Raw genomic sequence first — 17781 nt, forward strand, 5'->3', positions numbered from 1 at the left:
GATGTTTCGCGTATTAATTTGGGGAAATCAGGGGTCATATAAGCTCCAACTTGAGCGTTTATTAGACCATAAAATTAGTGTGATTGGTATAATACCAATCACATTAAATATTTGGTCAGGTGTTGGGTCGGAACGTCTGAGGTAACACAGCCGCCTCCCATGACTCGCTACGAGTACATCCATGTATGCCATCCTTGGCATGTCACGGTCGTGGGAGGCCATCTCTGTTACCTCTCTTTAAGCACCGAGTTGTCTGCTAACCCCACCCTCAGGCGGCTCCGTGGCATAGGGGCGGATAAAGGGTTCTACTCCACCGACCATCACATAACAGGGATGTTATGTGTTTGAGCGCCACAGGGAGGTGCTTGCAGCGTGTCGGTGGAGGAGAACCTTTGTTCGACCTTATACATGAAATAAAATCAGACCATTTGTTTAGTGTGATTGGTATAAGATAGGTCAAACTCCTCTTTGATACATTCAATAATATCTCCCCCTTGGAGTCTACCTCCTGTTGCCTTAACTGCATTAGAAGCGATATATCGTTTCAACTGTAATAACTGCTTTTCAGTCAATTGTGAGGGCCGGCCTGTATGTTTCTTCTCAGCTAATCCCTCTATCCCAAAATCTAGGTAGGACTTAACCCAGTTATTAACACTGTTCCGACTCACTTTTAAGAATGCAGCAATTTGCGTACGATTTTTTCCATCTACGAAATGAGAGGCAGCAAGTAGCCTCAGACGCATTCTTGCGTCAGATGTTTCGCGTATTAATTTTGGGAATTCAGGGGTCATATAAGCTCCAACTTGAGCGTTTATTAGACCATAAAATTAGTGTGATTGGTATAAAAGCAGACTGCTTATTTAGTGCGATGGGTATAAGTCGAGCTTTCTCAATAGCTTATATATACCTGATAAGCTGTAAGATAGGTCAAACTCCTCTTTGATATATTCAATAATATCTCCCCCTTGGAGTCTACCTCCTGTTGCCTTAATTGCATTAGAAGCGATATATCGTTTCAACTGTAATAACTGCTTTTCAGTCAATTGTGAGGGCCGGCCTGTATGTTTCTTCTCAGCTAATCCCTCTATCCCAAAATCTAGGTAGGACTTAACCCAGTTATTAACGCTGTTCCGACTCACTTTTAAGAATGCAGCAATTTGCGTACGATTTTTTCCATCTACGAAATGAGAAACAGCAAGTAGCCTCAGGCGCATTCTTGCGTCAGATGTTTCGCGTATTAATTTTGGGAATTCAGGGGTCATATAATCTCCAATCTGAGCGTTCATTAGACCATAAAATTAGTGTGATTGGTATAAGCTCCTATCAGAGCTGATATTAGATCATAAAATTAGTGAGATTGGTATAATACGTGGTTTACGAAAACCGAGGGTTTGTTTTCTGGTGCAAAAAAGCCGCAAGCTGTGTTGGCTTACGGCTTACGGCTTACGGCTTACAGTCAGATCCGGAACTGATTGACCAGTTTTCCTAGCTCACCGGCCAGGTCGGCCTGGCGGCCTGCATGATCAGCAACCTGATTCGATACCTGATTGACCTCGCTAGCAGCGCTATGGATGGCGCCAATATGGGAGTTTATACTCTCCGCCACCATGTGCTGCTGCTCGGCGGCGCTGGCGATTTGGGCGGTCATGTCGGTGATTTCATCTACCGATACCTTGATTGCATCAAACGCCTCTCGCGCCTGTCCCGAGCGTAGCACCACCTGTTCCGACTGCTGCTGACTGGTTTCCATATTTTCTACTGCCTGGCTGGTCTGTAGATTGAGGCCGGCCAGCAGGCTATCGATCTCGGCGGTGGACACCTGAGTGCGCTGTGCCAGGGTGCGAACCTCGTCAGCTACCACTGCGAAGCCCCGGCCATGCTCCCCGGCCCGGGCAGCCTCGATGGCGGCGTTAAGCGCCAGCAGGTTGGTCTGTTCGGCGATGCCGCGGATCACATCCAGAATGGAGTTGATTCGACCGCTTTCCGCCTCCAGCTGGCGGATATGCACCGCCGACTGTTTTAGCTGGTCGCTCAGGGCGCGCACGCTTGCCTCGGTGTCCAGCATGACGGCCTTGCCCTGATCGCCGGCTAGTTGGCCCTGGGCCGCAGCTTCGGCCGATCTGTTGCAGCTGTGGGCCACCTCATTGGCGGAGGCTGACATTTCGGTCAAAGCAGTGGCCATGCGCTCAATTTCCTTCAACTGATGACCGCTGGCGGTGTCTACTGCCGTCGCATTTTCGCGGCCTAGGGTAGACACGGCGTCAACCTGATGGGCAGTGTCTTTGATGCGGATTACCAGCTGTAGAATGGATTCTAGAAACTGATTGAACCAGCGAGCTAGGTCGCCGGTTTCATCCCGGCTGCTAATGGCCAGGCGTCGGGTCAGATCACCTTCGCCCTGAGCGATATCCTTGAGCCCCCGGCTCACTGCCAGTATGGGTTTGACCAGCACTCCTGAGAACCACCAGGCCAGCAGCAACACCAATAGCACCACCAGGGCGGTACTGCCCAGAGTCGTCCATAGCATCCGTTGGGCGGGCGCCAGAATTTCGCGTTCCGGCATCAGGGCAATGAACTTCCAACCGAGAGAAGGAGAGGGATATACCAGAGCCCTAAAGTTTTCACCGTCGAGTTCCAGCTCAAGCTGGCCTGAATGGGTGTTGGACAGGCGGCGGTAATCAGCTTCTTTCAGATCGGTCAGCTGGCGGGTGTTATGCTCCGGTCTGGCGGCATCCACCAGTACGGTGCCACCGTCGTCGATCAGCATCAGGTAGCCCTGCTCTCCGAGTCGAGCCTGTTGAGTCATATTGGTCAGCTCTTTCAGAGACACATCTATCGCCATGACCCCGTAATCCTGACCATATTGGTTCTTGAAGCTGTGCACTATCCCGACCATGGTGTCGTCAACCGCCTCCCAGTAGTCGGCGCCGGTGCGTATTACCTGACCGGGAGCAGACATACCGCTCTGAAAAAAGGGACGAGGACGAGGGTCATAACCGGCGGTTATATCCCCCTGAGGCCACTGCACATAGCCGCCGTCTTGGGTACCCATGTAGACGTAGGCTAGCCCTGGGTGACTTTCGGCGAAACGTTCGAATTCTCGGTAGATTTCAGTCTCGGTGCCTCCGTTACGATCCGGCGTCATCTTTTGAGCTGGACCCTGGTGATAGGAGCTGATGCTGGCGTCGGCTCGAGCCAGCAAGGGAGAGGAGGCGAGAAATTCTACGTCCTGGCCTATTTGCTCGAAATGGGCACTGAACGCCTGATCCAGCTTATGAATTTCACTCTGGCCTTGTTCCAGAAAACGCTCTCCAGCCAACTGCCGAGCTTGATGGATAGTGAAGGCAGACAGTAGGCCTATCGGTAGCAGAGTGGTCAGCAGCAAGGCCAGGATGAGTTTATGTTGGATACGCATGAAGATATGGCTCACGAGACGAGAAGACGAGAATGAGCCAGTCTAATCAGGGCAGGCAAAGAGTGTCAATAAAGGTTGTTGCTATTATGTATGCTAAATGTTTCTTTATGTAAGAAGTGTGAGCTCGGAGCCGTTTGTGTCGGGTGAGGAGCGACCTAGTGTTGCCTGAGACCGACGTTATCTGTTCCGTTTACGGCATATATCGGAAGAAAAGCGGTCGACGGACCTATAGTGTTGAAGTGAGTGGATTTGACTTCAGTTTCCGGCTTCGGTCTGCAGCATGTCGACAATCGGGCTGTTGGCGGCGGGAAAGTCGTACTGGCTTAGCTCACTGATTGGAACCCAGCGGCTGGGTTGGCCTTCAAGCCCACGGGGTTCACCGCTAAAAGCGGTGACTTTGCGGATGGCCAGGGTGACGTGCTTGTCGCCGTAGTCGTGCTCTATTTGCATCAAAGGCTGACAGGCTTGCACAACTATGCCCGCTTCTTCTGCCAGCTCGCGGGCTAGCGCTTGGGCTACGTTTTCACCGGCTTCGACCTTGCCACCAGGAAACTCCCATTTATTAGCTTGGTGCTGACTGGCACCGCGGCGGCAGATAAAAATTTCGCCTCGGCTGTTTTCAATCACCCCCACCGCCACCAGCACTTTACTTTGGGCCGCAGGCGCTGATTTGTTGCTAACAGGTTGGTTACTGGCCGCAACGGGTAACTTAGTACTCATTTTCGTTATCCTGATCGGGCATCCAGGCCGGCTCGCCCGCGATGCGCTTTTCTTCGTCTGCCCACTCTCCTAAATCAATAAGCTGGCAGCGCTTGCTGCAAAAAGGACGAAATAGGCTTTGCTCGTCCCAGGCTACGGAAGTATTGCAGGTGGGGCAGGACACAGTGAGAGGTTTGTTCATTTTATATTCGCCAATTCAAAGTCAACATTACCGATTTCGCTGTTATCAACCGGCATAAAACGGATGGTATAGCGATACTTATTGCCACTGACTACTGGGTAAATAGCCTGATCTGCCGACAAACGTAAGCGGATAATATTGGTATGCGCGGCATCGTCTTGAAAAAAGCCGTTATTGGCTCGTAAAGACTGAAACTGGCCAACTTCGCGCCACAGGGTTAGCTGTAGTTCTAACCCTTGTTGTAATAACTGCAACTGGTTCAGCCAGCCATCAATGTCTTGCTGCTGATCGGCTTTCGCTTGGTGTAACCAATAATGCAGTTGTGGCACATCAAACGAGCATAGCCCGCCAGGAATGGCAAAGCGGCTACGCACAACGGTAAGTAGTTTATCTTCGCGCAGTAGCTGTCCAAAACGGGGAGACTTAGGTAATTGCTGGCTTAAGTCGGATAGCTGCTGTTCTAGCTGGGTGAGGGCGGTAGGATCTATACCCGGCACTTCAGCCCATGCGACCAGTTTTTCTTTTTGAATATTTAAGTCTTTGGCAAGATCGGTACGAATATCGCAACGCTCTAGCAGCTCAATAATATCTAACAGCGCTTTAAATAAGGCGATGGTTTGGCCGCTAGCAGTGAGGCTGCGGCATTGTTTTATTTGTTGTAATAAATCATTGAGACGCAGGTAATTGCGGCACTTTTCATTTAGAGGATATTCGTAAACCAGTGATGACATAAGGCTCCGGCCCACAAGTGAAGGCGATAATAACGGTAATTTTACCCGTATTAGTCGGTAATAAACAAATCGAGTAACCGGTTTAAAAAGCGTCGTCCCAGTGAGGTGACTTGCCAATGGGTGTCGGTTTCATCTAACAGCTCTAAGCGCAAAGCCTCGGCTAGCGGGGTTTGTAGCAAAGAAAGCGGTTGCCCAGTAAGCTGATAAAATGCATCTTTAGGAATAGGTTCAAACAGACGCAGCCGATTCATGAAGTATTCCAGCGACAGATCCTGCTGTTTTATGGGCCAATACTGATCTAAGTAAGGTCTGTTTGGCTCTAAGTAGCCCTTAGGATGCTTTACCTTCACGGTGCGAACTAGCTTGTTTTCTAACGGTAGTGTGATTTTTCCGTGAGCGCCACAACCAATGCCAAGGTAATCGCCAAAGCGCCAATAATTAAGGTTATGCTCGGCTTCAAAGCCCGGCTTAGCGTAGGCCGACACTTCATATTGCTGATATCCATTAGCCAATAACAGTTCGTGGCCTTGCTCATAAATATCGGCCAATATATCATCTTCGGGCAAGGTCGGCGGGCGAGAAGCAAAGGGGGTATTGGGCTCTATAGTGAGCTGATACCAAGATAAATGCGGTGGATTTAAGGCCATCGCTTGCTCTAAATCCGACAGTGCATCGCTTAAGCTTTGGTCGGGTAAACCGTGCATTAAGTCGATATTAAAGCTATTTAAGCCGACATTAGCCGCTTCACTTGCGGCAAAGCGCGCTTGTTCAGGGTCGTGAATGCGCCCCAAACGCGTTAATTTTTCTGGTTGAAAGCTTTGTATACCAATAGATATTCGGTTGACGCCTGCGGCTTTAAAGCCGGCAAAACGGCCAGCTTCTACCGTGCCCGGGTTGGCCTCTAGAGTTATTTCCATATTTGGTTGAAAGGGAATAAGCGTCTGAATACCCTCAAGCAGTTGCTTGATTGCCTCTGGACTCATGAGGCTTGGGGTACCGCCACCAATAAAAATACTGTGCAGCTTTCGACCTTGGGCAAAGCGCAAGTCTTGGCGTAAATCGTCGAGTAACGCACCAATATAGGCCTGCTCGGGAATTGCTTCTTTTAAAGTGTGCGAGTTAAAGTCGCAGTAAGGACATTTTTGCACACACCACGGAATATGCACATAAAGGCTGAGCGGCGGAAGGTGCAGCATTATAGTTGCTCTTGTGGCTGAGCTTGAGAGAGCAGAAGACCTTGTAACTGGCGTAATGCTTTGCCCCGGTGGCTCAGGCTATTTTTTTCACTAGCACTTAGCTCGGCGGCAGTTTTACCCGCCTCAGGTACCCAAAAGATAGGATCATAGCCAAAGCCTTGGCTCCCTTGGGCGGTGGTGGTGATTTCACCCGCCCATGAGCCACTGCAAATAAGCGGCGTAGGATCTTGGGCATGGCGCATAAATACCAACACACACCAAAAGGTGGCTTGGCGCTGCTCACTGGGCACACCTTCAAGTTTGCTAAGTAATAATTCTAGGTTTTGCTTATCGGTGGCATCAGCACCAGCAAAGCGCGCTGAATACACACCAGGGCGGCCGTTTAATGCGGCGACGCTAATGCCGGAGTCATCGGCAATTGCGGGTAAACCGGTGATGGCTGCGGCATGACGCGCCTTAATAATGGCGTTTTCAACAAAAGTAGTGCCGGTTTCTTCTGCATCGGTCACTGCAAATTCACTTTGGGGAATAACGGTGAGCTTTAGCTCACCGAGTAGGCTTTGCAGTTCGGCAACTTTTTTGGCGTTACCTGAGGCCAGTACTATTTGCTTGCTCACCTGATACTCCCGTTAGGCTAAGGCATTTGAGCGCGCATAATAACACTGCTGCCTCAAGATGTGGTCCGTTAGACGTAAGCCCGCTCAATCGGTATAAAAAATATGACGAAACGACAGTTCGCCACTTTGTTTAGGGCCTTTAATATCAATGGTAAACAGCACGTTGTCTTCGTTACGATACGGGTATTGGGCGATGTAATAAATGGCATCGCCTTCGCGTATGGTTTGAAACTCTAACTTGCGCACCGTGCCAATTAGCGTTTTGCCTTGGCCGGTCATATTCACCTGCACAGATTTACCATTTTTATCCAGTACCGCAATATTTAACAGGCCGTTATAGCGACTACGTTCAATGCGGTTGGCTCGGGCTATTTCTGGGGTGAGAAAGGTGGAGGGCAGGGCGGTGTGATGCACAGTCCAGTCGCCAATGTTGGTTTCGTCAGCTTGAGCATGAGCTGATAGTAACAACCCTAAGCTAAGCAATAAGGTAGTCAATATGCCTTTAAACATGACACTTCCTTTTTATTAAATGTTCTAACGTTGAATTTAGGTCGATTTTGCTAAGAGTTCCGCCAACGCGGGCGGAATTTCTTTGGGTGACTCAATTACGACTCTCTTGTGCCGGCTGCAGTCGCCGGCGACTAACTGCACCTTAAATTTAGCGACTCGACATTGTTTGGCTAGCCACTTCAAAAGGTGAGCATTGGCTTTGCCATCGATCGGCGGCGCCGTAATCGCCACTTTAAGTTCGTCCCCATGCAGGCCTAAAAATTGATCTCGGCTGGCCTTGGGTTGTAGATAAATATTGAGATAGAGCCGGTCTTGTTCCAGACGCAGCGCTAGACTCATATTGCCCACCAAATTTGGCCGAACACATCCCCCATCAGAGAGTTAAGTACTTGCAGCACAATAAAAAATACCAACATAGACAAATCGAGGCCGCCGAGTGCTGGAATAATACGTCGTATGGGCGCCAATAAAGGTTCGGTTAACTGGAACATCAAGTATTCAATGGGGTTGTTTCCTTTGCTCACCCAGCTAAGCAGAGCGCGCATGATCAAAACCCAGAAGAGCATGGTGCCGGCTTTTTTGATGATGGTAAGCACAATAAGTAGTAACCATTCTGGTCCAATAGCGGCTTCGGCGATCAGTACGTACAGTAAGGTTAACTTAACCGCTACCACGAGTACTGCTAGTACTAGCGCAGCCATGTCGATACCAAAATAACCCGGAATAAAACGACGTAGCGGTTTTAATATTGGATTGGTGGCCTTAACGACAAATTGACTTGCGGGGCTATAGAAATCGGCTCTTGCCAGCTGTAACCAGATACGCATTAGTACGATCATCAGGTATAGGTTACACACGGTATTAATTAGATAATAAGCGGTATTCATTTACTTTCCTTAGAGCTGGGTTTCTAATTCGCGCGCCCGTGTAACGGCGGCGGTCATGGCGTTGGCGACCAGCTGTGCTAGTCCTTGCTCTTGAAAATGGCGAATGGCCTCGGCGGTGGTGCCCCCTTTAGACGTCACTTGGGCTCTTAACTCGCTTAAGCTGATATCGGGGTTAGCCGCCACCATATTTGCAGCACCCAATGCAGTTTGCTGTACTAATAATCGCGCTTCTTGTTCACTAAAACCCGACTGCAGAGCCTGCGCTGCCATGGCTTCCATAAATAAGAAGAAATAGGCGGGTGCACTGCCGGCGGCGGCAATCACCTGATTAATGCCGTCTTCATCGCTTACCCACAACGTTTTGCCCACGGCTTGCATCATGTGTTCGGCATAATCGCGTTCGGACTGCTCAATATGGGGGCGCGCATACAATCCGGTCATGCCCAGCCCAAGTAACGACGGCGTATTGGGCATGGTGCGAATAATGCTCTGTTGGCCCGTCATTTGTTCTAAACGCGATACACTAATACCTGCCGCAATCGAGATCAGCAACTTACCATCAAGGCTGGCACCTTGTGCTTGCAGCTCGGCCAGCATGTTAGCCATCATCTGTGGCTTTACTGCCAGCACTATCGCCTGTGCCCACTCGGTGGCTTGAGTATTGTCTTGGCTGATATGAATGCCAAAATCGGCGGCTAGCCGCTCGAGCTTTTCGGATGAGGGATTAGTCGCCATAATGGCCGTGGCTGGATAACCTGATTGGATCAGCCCTGAAATCAGGCTGCGTGACATGTTTCCTGCGCCAATAAAGGCCAGTTTTCTTTTTTCTATTACAGACTGAGAGTCCATTACTGAATACTCACACGTTACGAGAGCCAAATATAGCCGTGCCCACCCGAACGAGGGTGCTGCCACAGGCCACTGCGAGTTCTAGGTCGTTACTCATACCCATGGATAAAGTATCCATTGTAGGGTGTTTTTCTGTCATTCTATCAAACAGTTGTCGTAACTCTAGTAATTGTGTCTTTAGTCGTTCGCTATTATCAGTTGCCTCGGGAATCGCCATCAGCCCACGCAGGCACAAACCGGGTAGCGCCGCAATTTTTTGGGCTAGCGTTTCGGCCTCACTGGGTGACAAACCCGACTTATTTGCTTCTTGGCTAATGTTGACCTGTAGGCAAATATTAAGTGGCTCTAAGTTACTGGGTCGTTGAGCACTCAGGCGCTCGGCAATTTTTAGCCGATCGACACTTTGCACCCAGTCGAAGGTTTCGGCCACCTGACGGGTTTTATTAGATTGCAGGGGGCCAATTAAATGCCAGCAAATATTGGGGCAGTCAGTTGTTAAAGCCGCTATTTTATCGAGAGCTTCTTGCACATAGTTTTCACCAAATTGGCGTTGTCCAGCTTGGTATGCACTTAATACGTCGGCAGCCGGTTTAGTCTTGCTAACGGCCAGTAATTGTACCGCATCGGGATGACGATCACAGGATATAGCAGCGGCGGTTATTCTGTCGTGCACTAAGTGCAGCTGTTGTAAGATAGTATTCATATGAGTAATAAACCAAGCGCAACAGGGAGAGATAATGGATATTACGGAATTATTGGCCTTTAGTGTAAAACATAATGCCTCGGATCTGCACCTATCTGCAGGTGTTCCGCCTCAAATCCGCGTTGATGGTGAGGTGCGTAAAATTAACTTACCTGTATTAGAACACCGAGAAGTGCACCGTTTAGTCTACGACATTATGAACGATCGCCAGCGTAAAGAACTGGAAGATAATCTTGAAGTCGACTTTTCCTTTGAATTACCGGGACTCGCCCGTTTTCGAGTCAATGCTTATCATCAGGCACGCGGTGCGGCGGCGGTATTTCGTGTGATCCCCAGTGAGGTAATGAGCCTCGAACAGTTAGGCGGACCTGAAATTTTTCGGCGCATTGCCGAATATCAACGTGGATTAGTGCTCGTCACCGGCCCAACGGGTTCGGGTAAGTCTACGACGCTGGCGGCCATGGTTGATCATATTAATGAGAACAATAATAAGCATATTCTTACCATAGAAGACCCTATTGAGTTTGTGCACGCAAATAAAAAATGTCTCATTAACCAGCGTGAAGTACACAGAGATACGCACTCATTTAGTAACGCGTTGCGCTCATCTTTGCGTGAAGACCCCGATATTATTCTGGTGGGTGAACTGCGCGACTTAGAGACGATTCGTCTCGCACTAACTGCCGCAGAAACCGGTCACTTGGTGTTTGCCACATTGCACACCTCTTCCGCTGCTAAAACCATAGACCGTATCGTTGATGTGTTTCCTGGAGCAGAAAAAGCCATGGTAAGATCCATGCTGTCGGAGTCATTGCGCGCGGTTATCTCACAAACTTTATTGAAGAAAGAAGGTGGTGGTCGTATTGCAGCCCACGAAATTATGCTGGGCACCCCCGCCATTCGTAACTTGATCCGAGAAGATAAAGTGGCGCAAATGTACTCGGTGATCCAAACCGGTATGGCCCACGGCATGCAAACGATGGATCAGTGTCTGAAGATGCTGGTAAGTAGCGGCATGGTGACGGCGGCAGAAGCACGCTTAAAGGCGACGGACCCGCAGAGTATTCAATAATTGGAGACAATAATGGAGTTAACGCCTTTATTGCAGGTAATGGTGGAGAAGCAAGCTTCGGATTTATATATCTCCGTTGGCGTACCGCCCATGGTTAAAAGTCACGGGGTACTGGTGCCCATCGGTGATCACAAGCTGACAGCAGAAGATGCACTCGCGCTGGTTGAGTCTTGCTTGACGGGAGATTGGCATCAGCATTTTCATCGTGACAAAGAGGCCAACTTTGCCATTAGCGATGAGCAGTATGGGCGTTTTCGGGTGAGTGCTTTCTGGCAACAAGAAAAAGCTGGCATGGTGATCCGCCGCATCGAAAGTAAGATCCCATCCTTTGAGGAGTTGTACCTTCCCGATAGCTTGCGCGATATCGCCATGGCAAAACGCGGGTTAGTGTTGTTTGTGGGCGGAACGGGTAGTGGTAAGTCGACGACTCAGGCCGCCATGATTGGGCATCGCAATCGCCATGCAGACGATCATATTTTGACCATAGAAGATCCGGTGGAGTTTGTTCATCAGCACGATCGATCTATTATCACCCAACGTGAAGTGGGAATAGATACCGAATCCTTTGAGGCGGCGTTAAAAAGCTCGTTGCGCCAAGCCCCTAACGTTATTCTGATTGGTGAGATTCGCACCGAAGAAACGATGGGCTACGCACTGGCGTTTGCCGAAACTGGCCACCTGTGTATGGCGACCTTGCATGCCAATAATGCCAACCAAGCGCTCGATCGGATCATGCATTTAGTACCGGAAAGTAAGCATCGTCAATTACAGTTTGATTTATCATTTAACCTTAAAGCGATAGTGGCACAGCAGCTGATTCCGACTCGTGATGGCGGTAAACGCCGAGCGGCCTTTGAAGTGCTGCTAAACACACCTCTTATGGCTGATTTGATCCGTAAGGGTGAAATGCACCGCTTAAAAGAGCTGATGAATAAATCGGGTGAGCAGGGCATGCAAACCTTCGATCAGGCCTTGTTTGAGCTTTATACTCAACATCATATTGGTTATAGCGAAGCCTTGGCGTATGCCGACTCCCCTAATGATTTACGTTTGATGATTAAGCTGCAAGGTGGTAATCAAGGCCTAGATGCAGGCTTACTCGATAATGTGACCATCGAGTCTGACTAACCTGATCTTTAGGCTGAGCGATTGATGCTTAGAGATTAAAGACCTCTTCGCCACGGAATACACGGAAGTACACAGACTTAACTGATAAAGTTATAAAGAGTGTTATCTGTAGCAGCTCGCTTACAGCTGACCTAAGGTTTGGTCTTACCTACTAAAAATGGGTCTTTTGTTCGTGTTTATCTTTCCGTGTACTCCGTGGCCAAATATATTTAAAGGTCGGATATTTTAGTTATAGCGCTTTTTTAATCATAAAAATTTAGAGGTAGCACATGCTGATAGTGGTTTCTCCTGCCAAGACCCTCGATTACGATACCCCACCGGTGATTAGTGACTTCACTCAGCCTGAGTTGTTAGCCGAATCAGCGTTGCTAATCGAACGAACTAGGGAGCTAACGCCCGCCGACATTGGCAAATTGATGAAAATCAGCGATAAACTGGCAGGCCTAAATGCCGCCCGTTTTGCCGACTGGCAACCTATCTTTACCCCAGGCAATGCCAAACAAGCGCTGTTAGCATTTAAAGGTGATGTCTACACAGGGTTAGATGCCGAAAGCCTGAGTGCGGCGGACTTTACGTTTGCCCAAGCACATTTTCGCATGTTGTCAGGACTGTACGGTTTATTGCGGCCATTAGATTTAATGCAGCCATATCGACTTGAGATGGGCACCAAGCTCGATAACGTTCGTGGTAAAGACTTATACGCATTTTGGGGGAATATTATTACCGATAAGCTCAACTTAGCGCTAGATGAGCAAGGCGATAATGTGCTGATCAATCTGGCGTCTAATGAGTATTTTAAAGCGGTACAACCGAAGCGACTGGCAGGCCAGATTATTACGCCGATATTCAAAGATTGTAAGAACGGCCAGTACAAAATCATCAGTTTTTACGCCAAAAAGGCCCGCGGCATGATGGCTCGTTATATTATTCAGAACCAGCTAACCGAAGTCAGCCAGCTTACCGCCTTTGATACTGCGGGCTACTACTTCGTAGAAGCTGAATCTACGGCCACTGAATTGGTATTTAAGCGCGAAGAACTGTAGTCCGAAAGGCTGCCTTACGCTTGAAGCTGTACGCTGTCCGTTAAAGGAACACTGGGTCTGCCTTTAACTTACGGCTTACAGCATATGGCGTGCCACGTTTTAAAAGCCCTTCTGCAAAAAAAAGCAAAAAAAGCTGGAACCTTTTAGGTCGGCCACGCTCTTACTTAGTGTGATTACTGAATTTGAATACTCTCTTCTTCATTTTTGACCGGTCCTGATGGGCCGGTTTTTTTATGTTTAAAAAAGACGGAACCTTTTGGCCAGGCTGCGCTCTCACTTAGTGTGCTTACTGAATTTGAATACTCTCTCTTCTTCATTTTTGACCGGTCCTAATGGGCCGGTTTTTTTATGTTTAAAAAAGACGGAACCTTTTGGCTAGGCTGCGCTCTTACTTAATGTGCTTACTGAATTTGAATACTCTCTTCTTCATTTTTGACCGGTCCTAATGGGCCGGTTTTTTTATGGTTAGAGTGTCGCCGAATTGTTATTGAACCCACACGCTTTTGGCCTGATCGAGTTTACGCCGGCCCGTTGCCTGCATACGGCGCTCTTGATCTTCGGGTGGCCAACGTAGTAAATCTCGTCGATCCAATATGTATCGTCTTTGCTGCTGGCGCCGCTCGGGCCCTGAATAATGTTTTAATAACATAAGGTCATCCTGCTTGATGAGATACAGAGCGTTAGTGACATTAAGTGTAGACAAAACAGTTGAGGATGAAACGAAAAGGCAGCGGTAAGCCATAAGTTGTCAGTTCAAAAAAGTACTGATACAGCGCCGGTCCAAAACCGTCCCGACACTCTTTATATGTAAATCAGTGGGTTCGCTACAAAGGCCTGTTTTTGGAGAGGCCACTTCAGTCGGCCAATTTTGCGCAGAAAAACTATAAACACAATGAGCTGACTGGCAGCAAGAGGCGGCGGATAATGAGGTGCGTAAGGCGTAAGGCGTAAGGCGTAAGGCGTAAGGCGTAAGGCGTAAGGCGTAAGGCGTAAGGCGAGGTGCTGGTATAACACCTCACTGCTTACGCCTCACCCTCACGGTATTTATATTTACTCGTTGCTGTCGTCGCTAGCAGGCTTTTTGCTGGGCTTCTTTGCCTTGTAGGCTTTAGCACCGGCTTCGGCTTTAGCGATGGCCCATTTTGGTTTGCCCTTAGCTTTAGTGTCTCTTGAACGTACTTTTTCTTTTTTAACGGGCTCTAGCTTTTTCTTTGTCTTACTGTCACCGTCTTTTCTCTTACGCGAAGCCACTTTGGCTTCTTTATGCAGAGGGCGAAGACCTTCAATAAAGCGGCGCTTAAGCGGCTCTTCGATGTATTTCTCTATGCGGACCAGCAGCGGCATATCGTGCGCTTCTACTAGGCTAATCGCAGTGCCTTTTTCACCAGCTCGGCCGGTACGGCCAATACGATGCACGTAAACATCGGCGGTGCGGGGCAGGTCATAGTTAATAACATGACTCACTTGTGGCAAGTCGATTCCGCGTGATGCGACGTCGGTCGCGACCAAAATATTAACTCGGCCAATACGAAAACGGCTTAGCGCTTCAATGCGCTTTTCTTGGTCCATTTCACCACGCAGCCAGGCATTATGTAAGCCTTCTTGCTGTAGTCGGCTAGCCAACTCCATTAACCGGTCGCGAGTTTTCACGAAAATAATGCTGCGTGTCACGTCTGGCTGGCGCAATAAATTCGTTAATAGTGCAAATTTATGCTCGGGGTTATCGGCTAAATGTACCCATTGATTAATTTTTTTGCGCTCGCTGCGTGGTGGCTCGGCGCTAAGTTCAACGGGTGCTTTCAGCAAGTCGGCGGAAAAGCTCATTAAGCCACGGCCTTCTAGGGTGGCTGAAAATAGCATGGTCTGACGACGCCAGCGGGCTTCGGCGGCAATGCGGTCTACGTCTTTAATAAAGCCCATATCCAGCATGCGGTCGGCTTCATCCAACACCAGCATTTCGATATCACGGCAGTCAAAGGTTTCTGCATCAATGTACTGCAGCAGTCGACCCGGCGTGGCCACCACAATATCGGTGGTTTTGGTCAGTGCCGGAAGGTGCTGACTTTCGTGCACGCCACCGGTGATTACCTCAACGCGTAATGCGGTGTGCTTGGCGATTTTTTTCGCATCCTCGCCAATTTGAATCGCCAGCTCTCGGGTGGGCGTTAAAATTAAGATCCGAGCTGGGCCGGCTTGGCGGCGAGGAAAGTCCAGCAGGTGCTGACAAATCGGTAATAAAAACGCCGCCGTCTTGCCGGTGCCGGTAGGAGCAGAGGCCATAATGTCCCGTCCGCTCATGGCTTCGGGGATGACTTGGCTCTGAATTGTGGTCGGTTTGGTGTAGCCCATGTCTGTCAATGCGCGGACTAGGATGGGATCCAGTTCCAGTTGCTCGAAGGTCATACTGCTCATGATCGGTCTCGGTCAGCCTAAAAGGCGGGTATTATAGGGGAATTCCGAACAAAAAACCTGACAGGATCAACATGAGTAGTCGTGGTTTTACATTTAAGCGGTTTCACATCAATCATGACCGTTGTGCGATGAAGGTGGGCACCGACGCAATATTGCTTGGTGCTTGGGCAAACGTGGGCGGAGCTTGGCGAATTTTAGACATAGGAACCGGATCAGGCTTGATCGCTCTTATGCTTGCACAGCGGCTGGCGCAGCGTACCGAGCCTGCGGTTAATATTATTGGATTAGAGCTTGATGAAGCCGCCGCTTTGCAAGCCGCCGCCAATGTGCAGGCTTCACCGTGGGCGAAACAGGTCGAAATAGTGCAGGGCGCTTTGCAGCAGTATTCGGCCATCCCCTTTGATGTGATAGTGAGTAATCCGCCTTACTTTGCCCACGGCCAAGACTTTGCCGACGCGGCCCGTGGTAAAGCCCGCCATACCGGTAGCCTGAGCTTGGCCGAGTTATTCTGTCATAGTCGGCGTTTGCTGAGTGAAGCAGGCAGCTTGATGCTGGTATTGCCTACCCAAGCATTAGAAGAAGCACTAGCGCAAGCGGCTGTTCATGGCTTTTATACGGCAGAAAAACTGGCGGTAATTACTAAGGAAGGTAAGGCGGCGCAGCGTTTTTTATTACGTTTTAGTTGCGTTAAATGCGGTGAGAGCGCTGATAAATTGCTCATTAATACGAGTGATGGGGCTTATAGCGAGTCGTATGTGTCTCTGGTATCGCCTTTCTACCTTAAGATGTAAATTTTGCCTTGAATCTACTTACCACATCATTATGCTACCAATCTGCTCGGCGGCCGTTAGAAACTAGCATTTTACGATAAGTCTCTGGTGGTAAGTCGTCCCATTATTATCGTTTGTTCTCAAACGAGGCTAGCATTGTGCCAGCTGCCCGCAATGAGGTTTGTAGTGAATAAGTCGTTATCCACGTTTGATGTATTGGGCTTAGGTTTTATGACCTTTGCCTTTTTCTTGGGTGCGGGAAATATTATCTTCCCGCCGATGACCGGTTTTTTAGCCGGAGAACATTTACCCAGCGCCATGGCGGGCTTCTTAATCACCGGCGTCGGTTTGCCTCTGGTCACTTTGGTTGCAGCTGCGCTGGCTGGGGGCGGCTTGCCCACTATGGGCCGTTATTTACCGCCTTTAGTCATCACCGTGATGGCCAGCGCTATCTTTATTATTATTGGTCCTGCCTTTGCCGCTCCGCGTACCGGCTTAGTGGCGTATGAGATGAGCTTAAAGCCTTTTCTTACCGACCCAGGCCAAGCGGCGCTTACTCTTTATACCCTCGGCTTTTTTGGTTTGGTGCTATTGGTGTCACTTAACCAAGGCCGTTTGTTGGATGCGGTGGGCAAGGTATTAACACCGATTTTACTGCTGTTATTGATAGGGTTGGCGCTGGCGGTATTTATCAGTCCGCAAGGCACACAGCCGCCGGTGTCTGAGGCGTATTTAACCGACCCCTTCGTCAAAGGCTTTATTGAAGGCTATAACACCATGGACACCTTCGCGGCGTTGATCTTTGGTATGTTTATTTTGGATGTGTTGCGTGACAAAGGCGTAACCGATAGTCGCACTCAATCTCGTTACTTGATGATAGCGGCCTTGATTGCCGCCGTCGGTTTAGGGTTTGTTTACGTGTCGTTGTTTATTTTAGGCGGCACCAGCTTAGGCGTGGCTGATTCGGCAACGACGGGTGCCGAGATCATCAGTGCCTATGTATTGTCGCTATTTGGTGCTCCGGGTTTATGGATTTTGGCGGCCATAGTGTCGCTGGCTTGCTTGACGACGGCTGTAGGGTTGGTCTCTGCTTGCGCCGATTACTTTCATCGCCTAACCGATAAGCTCAGCTATCGCATCTGGGTAGTCATTAATGCCTTGGCCTGCATGTTGGTGGCGAACGTGGGGCTGGATACCTTGATTACGGTGTCGGTTCCGGTGCTAGTGGCGTTTTATCCGGTAGCGGTGGCTTTGGTGCTGGCTACGTATTTGCGGCCCTTGATGCGCTCACCGATATTTTCTTATCGGTTAATTATGGCGGTGGCCTTGGCCTTTGGCATTATGGATGGCTTGCATGCGGTCGGCCTAAGTATGAGCACCTTCGCTTTGCTACCGATGTTTGATATCGGCATGGCTTGGGTGTTACCTACCTGTATAGCTACCGTGATAGGCCTAGCAATGCCAGCCAATGCGGTGAAGGGTAAAGCGTGAAGGGTAAAACAGAGCTTAAAGACTAAAAATATTTTCGCCACGCTTCTTTGTTACGA

20 protein-coding genes are annotated in these 17781 nt (G+C 49.3%); 5 read left to right on the plus strand and 15 right to left on the minus strand.

The features are described from left to right. Positions 1-419: 419 nt before the first annotated feature. The 13 genes from ACFQ1C_RS01695 to ACFQ1C_RS01755 form a co-directional block, all read right to left on the minus strand. Positions 420-791 carry a helix-turn-helix domain-containing protein gene (locus tag ACFQ1C_RS01695; RefSeq protein ID WP_379556802.1) on the minus strand — a complete coding sequence of 124 codons (372 nt, stop codon included), beginning with the start codon at positions 789-791 and terminating at the stop codon, positions 420-422. A gap of 69 nt (positions 792-860) precedes the next feature. Then, complete coding sequence (locus ACFQ1C_RS01700; RefSeq protein WP_379556803.1) at positions 861-1262, minus strand: helix-turn-helix domain-containing protein; 402 nt, start codon at positions 1260-1262, stop codon at positions 861-863. A 194-nt stretch (positions 1263-1456) separates the two neighbouring features. Next, complete coding sequence (locus ACFQ1C_RS01705; RefSeq protein ID WP_379556804.1) at positions 1457-3415, minus strand: methyl-accepting chemotaxis protein; 1959 nt, start codon at positions 3413-3415, stop codon at positions 1457-1459. Positions 3416-3670: 255 nt separating this feature from the next. Then, positions 3671-4135, minus strand: coding sequence for an 8-oxo-dGTP diphosphatase MutT (mutT, locus tag ACFQ1C_RS01710; RefSeq protein ID WP_379556805.1), 465 nt, complete (start codon positions 4133-4135; stop codon positions 3671-3673). Continuing rightward, a complete protein-coding gene (yacG, locus tag ACFQ1C_RS01715) occupies positions 4125-4316 on the minus strand; it encodes a DNA gyrase inhibitor YacG (RefSeq protein WP_379556806.1) in 192 nt (63 codons plus the stop codon). Before yacG ends, mutT begins: the two co-directional genes overlap by 11 nt. Then, on the minus strand, positions 4313-5047 hold the full coding sequence (gene zapD, locus ACFQ1C_RS01720) for a cell division protein ZapD (RefSeq protein ID WP_379556807.1): 735 nt from the start codon (positions 5045-5047) through the stop codon (positions 4313-4315). Before zapD ends, yacG begins: the two co-directional genes overlap by 4 nt. 50 nt (positions 5048-5097) lie before the next feature. Next, positions 5098-6243 (minus strand): radical SAM family heme chaperone HemW, encoded by a 1146-nt coding sequence (hemW, locus tag ACFQ1C_RS01725; protein ID WP_379556808.1) that lies wholly within the window; start codon positions 6241-6243, stop codon positions 5098-5100. After that, entirely contained in the window at positions 6243-6860 is a 618-nt protein-coding gene (locus ACFQ1C_RS01730; RefSeq protein WP_379556809.1) for an XTP/dITP diphosphatase, read from the minus strand. The genes hemW and ACFQ1C_RS01730 overlap by 1 nt, the downstream gene beginning before the upstream one ends. Positions 6861-6944: 84 nt before the next feature. Further along, positions 6945-7370 carry a DUF4426 domain-containing protein gene (locus tag ACFQ1C_RS01735; RefSeq protein ID WP_379556810.1) on the minus strand — a complete coding sequence of 142 codons (426 nt, stop codon included), beginning with the start codon at positions 7368-7370 and terminating at the stop codon, positions 6945-6947. A 36-nt stretch (positions 7371-7406) separates the two neighbouring features. Next, positions 7407-7709 (minus strand): DUF167 family protein YggU, encoded by a 303-nt coding sequence (yggU, locus tag ACFQ1C_RS01740; protein WP_379556811.1) that lies wholly within the window; start codon positions 7707-7709, stop codon positions 7407-7409. Next, a complete protein-coding gene (locus ACFQ1C_RS01745; protein WP_379556812.1) occupies positions 7706-8257 on the minus strand; it encodes a YggT family protein in 552 nt (183 codons plus the stop codon). Before ACFQ1C_RS01745 ends, yggU begins: the two co-directional genes overlap by 4 nt. Positions 8258-8266: 9 nt before the next feature. Then, positions 8267-9088 carry a pyrroline-5-carboxylate reductase gene (proC, locus tag ACFQ1C_RS01750; RefSeq protein WP_379556925.1) on the minus strand — a complete coding sequence of 274 codons (822 nt, stop codon included), beginning with the start codon at positions 9086-9088 and terminating at the stop codon, positions 8267-8269. 28 nt (positions 9089-9116) lie between these two features. Beyond that, the gene (locus tag ACFQ1C_RS01755; RefSeq protein ID WP_379556813.1) at positions 9117-9809 is read right to left on the minus strand and encodes a YggS family pyridoxal phosphate-dependent enzyme; all 693 of its coding nucleotides are present in this window, start codon (positions 9807-9809) and stop codon (positions 9117-9119) included. A gap of 34 nt (positions 9810-9843) precedes the next feature. Between ACFQ1C_RS01755 and ACFQ1C_RS01760 the strand changes: the two genes are divergently transcribed. From ACFQ1C_RS01760 to yaaA, 3 genes are all read left to right on the plus strand, one after another. Then, on the plus strand, positions 9844-10881 hold the full coding sequence (locus tag ACFQ1C_RS01760) for a type IV pilus twitching motility protein PilT (protein ID WP_379556814.1): 1038 nt from the start codon (positions 9844-9846) through the stop codon (positions 10879-10881). 12 nt (positions 10882-10893) lie between these two features. After that, a complete protein-coding gene (locus tag ACFQ1C_RS01765) occupies positions 10894-12009 on the plus strand; it encodes a PilT/PilU family type 4a pilus ATPase (protein ID WP_379556815.1) in 1116 nt (371 codons plus the stop codon). A gap of 269 nt (positions 12010-12278) precedes the next feature. Beyond that, the gene (yaaA, locus tag ACFQ1C_RS01770) at positions 12279-13052 is read left to right on the plus strand and encodes a peroxide stress protein YaaA (RefSeq protein WP_379556816.1); all 774 of its coding nucleotides are present in this window, start codon (positions 12279-12281) and stop codon (positions 13050-13052) included. Positions 13053-13536: 484 nt separating this feature from the next. On the opposite strand, the gene ACFQ1C_RS01775 is transcribed toward yaaA, so the two are convergent. Together ACFQ1C_RS01775 and srmB are read right to left on the minus strand one after the other, a co-directional pair. Beyond that, positions 13537-13701, minus strand: coding sequence for a hypothetical protein (locus tag ACFQ1C_RS01775; protein WP_379556817.1), 165 nt, complete (start codon positions 13699-13701; stop codon positions 13537-13539). 401 nt (positions 13702-14102) lie between these two features. Then, positions 14103-15464, minus strand: coding sequence for an ATP-dependent RNA helicase SrmB (gene srmB, locus ACFQ1C_RS01780; protein ID WP_379556818.1), 1362 nt, complete (start codon positions 15462-15464; stop codon positions 14103-14105). Positions 15465-15535: 71 nt separating this feature from the next. On the opposite strand from srmB, the gene ACFQ1C_RS01785 reads away from it, so the two are divergent. Continuing rightward, positions 15536-16255, plus strand: coding sequence for a tRNA1(Val) (adenine(37)-N6)-methyltransferase (locus ACFQ1C_RS01785; RefSeq protein WP_379556819.1), 720 nt, complete (start codon positions 15536-15538; stop codon positions 16253-16255). Positions 16256-16420: 165 nt separating this feature from the next. Continuing rightward, positions 16421-17725 (plus strand): branched-chain amino acid transport system II carrier protein, encoded by a 1305-nt coding sequence (gene brnQ / locus ACFQ1C_RS01790; RefSeq protein ID WP_379556820.1) that lies wholly within the window; start codon positions 16421-16423, stop codon positions 17723-17725. The last annotated feature ends 56 nt before the right edge of the window (positions 17726-17781 follow it).

Source organism: Oceanisphaera ostreae (assembly GCF_042676125.1).
GTDB classification, from domain to species: domain Bacteria; phylum Pseudomonadota; class Gammaproteobacteria; order Enterobacterales; family Aeromonadaceae; genus Oceanimonas; species Oceanimonas ostreae.

Bases quoted from the DNA above. Each gene is read 5' to 3' on its own strand.
- ACFQ1C_RS01695 (WP_379556802.1), bottom strand. From the start codon at position 791: ATGACCCCTGAATTCCCAAAATTAATACGCGAAACATCTGACGCAAGA.
- ACFQ1C_RS01700 (WP_379556803.1), bottom strand. From the start codon at position 1,262: ATGACCCCTGAATTCCCAAAATTAATACGCGAAACATCTGACGCAAGA.
- ACFQ1C_RS01705 (WP_379556804.1), bottom strand. From the start codon at position 3,415: ATGCGTATCCAACATAAACTCATCCTGGCCTTGCTGCTGACCACTCTG.
- mutT (WP_379556805.1), bottom strand. From the start codon at position 4,135: ATGAGTACTAAGTTACCCGTTGCGGCCAGTAACCAACCTGTTAGCAAC.
- yacG (WP_379556806.1), bottom strand. From the start codon at position 4,316: ATGAACAAACCTCTCACTGTGTCCTGCCCCACCTGCAATACTTCCGTA.
- zapD (WP_379556807.1), bottom strand. From the start codon at position 5,047: ATGTCATCACTGGTTTACGAATATCCTCTAAATGAAAAGTGCCGCAAT.
- hemW (WP_379556808.1), bottom strand. From the start codon at position 6,243: ATGCTGCACCTTCCGCCGCTCAGCCTTTATGTGCATATTCCGTGGTGT.
- ACFQ1C_RS01735 (WP_379556810.1), bottom strand. From the start codon at position 7,370: ATGTTTAAAGGCATATTGACTACCTTATTGCTTAGCTTAGGGTTGTTA.
- yggU (WP_379556811.1), bottom strand. From the start codon at position 7,709: ATGAGTCTAGCGCTGCGTCTGGAACAAGACCGGCTCTATCTCAATATT.
- ACFQ1C_RS01745 (WP_379556812.1), bottom strand. From the start codon at position 8,257: ATGAATACCGCTTATTATCTAATTAATACCGTGTGTAACCTATACCTG.
- ACFQ1C_RS01755 (WP_379556813.1), bottom strand. From the start codon at position 9,809: ATGAATACTATCTTACAACAGCTGCACTTAGTGCACGACAGAATAACC.
- ACFQ1C_RS01760 (WP_379556814.1), top strand. From the start codon at position 9,844: ATGGATATTACGGAATTATTGGCCTTTAGTGTAAAACATAATGCCTCG.
- ACFQ1C_RS01765 (WP_379556815.1), top strand. From the start codon at position 10,894: ATGGAGTTAACGCCTTTATTGCAGGTAATGGTGGAGAAGCAAGCTTCG.
- yaaA (WP_379556816.1), top strand. From the start codon at position 12,279: ATGCTGATAGTGGTTTCTCCTGCCAAGACCCTCGATTACGATACCCCA.
- ACFQ1C_RS01775 (WP_379556817.1), bottom strand. From the start codon at position 13,701: ATGTTATTAAAACATTATTCAGGGCCCGAGCGGCGCCAGCAGCAAAGA.
- srmB (WP_379556818.1), bottom strand. From the start codon at position 15,464: ATGAGCAGTATGACCTTCGAGCAACTGGAACTGGATCCCATCCTAGTC.
- ACFQ1C_RS01785 (WP_379556819.1), top strand. From the start codon at position 15,536: ATGAGTAGTCGTGGTTTTACATTTAAGCGGTTTCACATCAATCATGAC.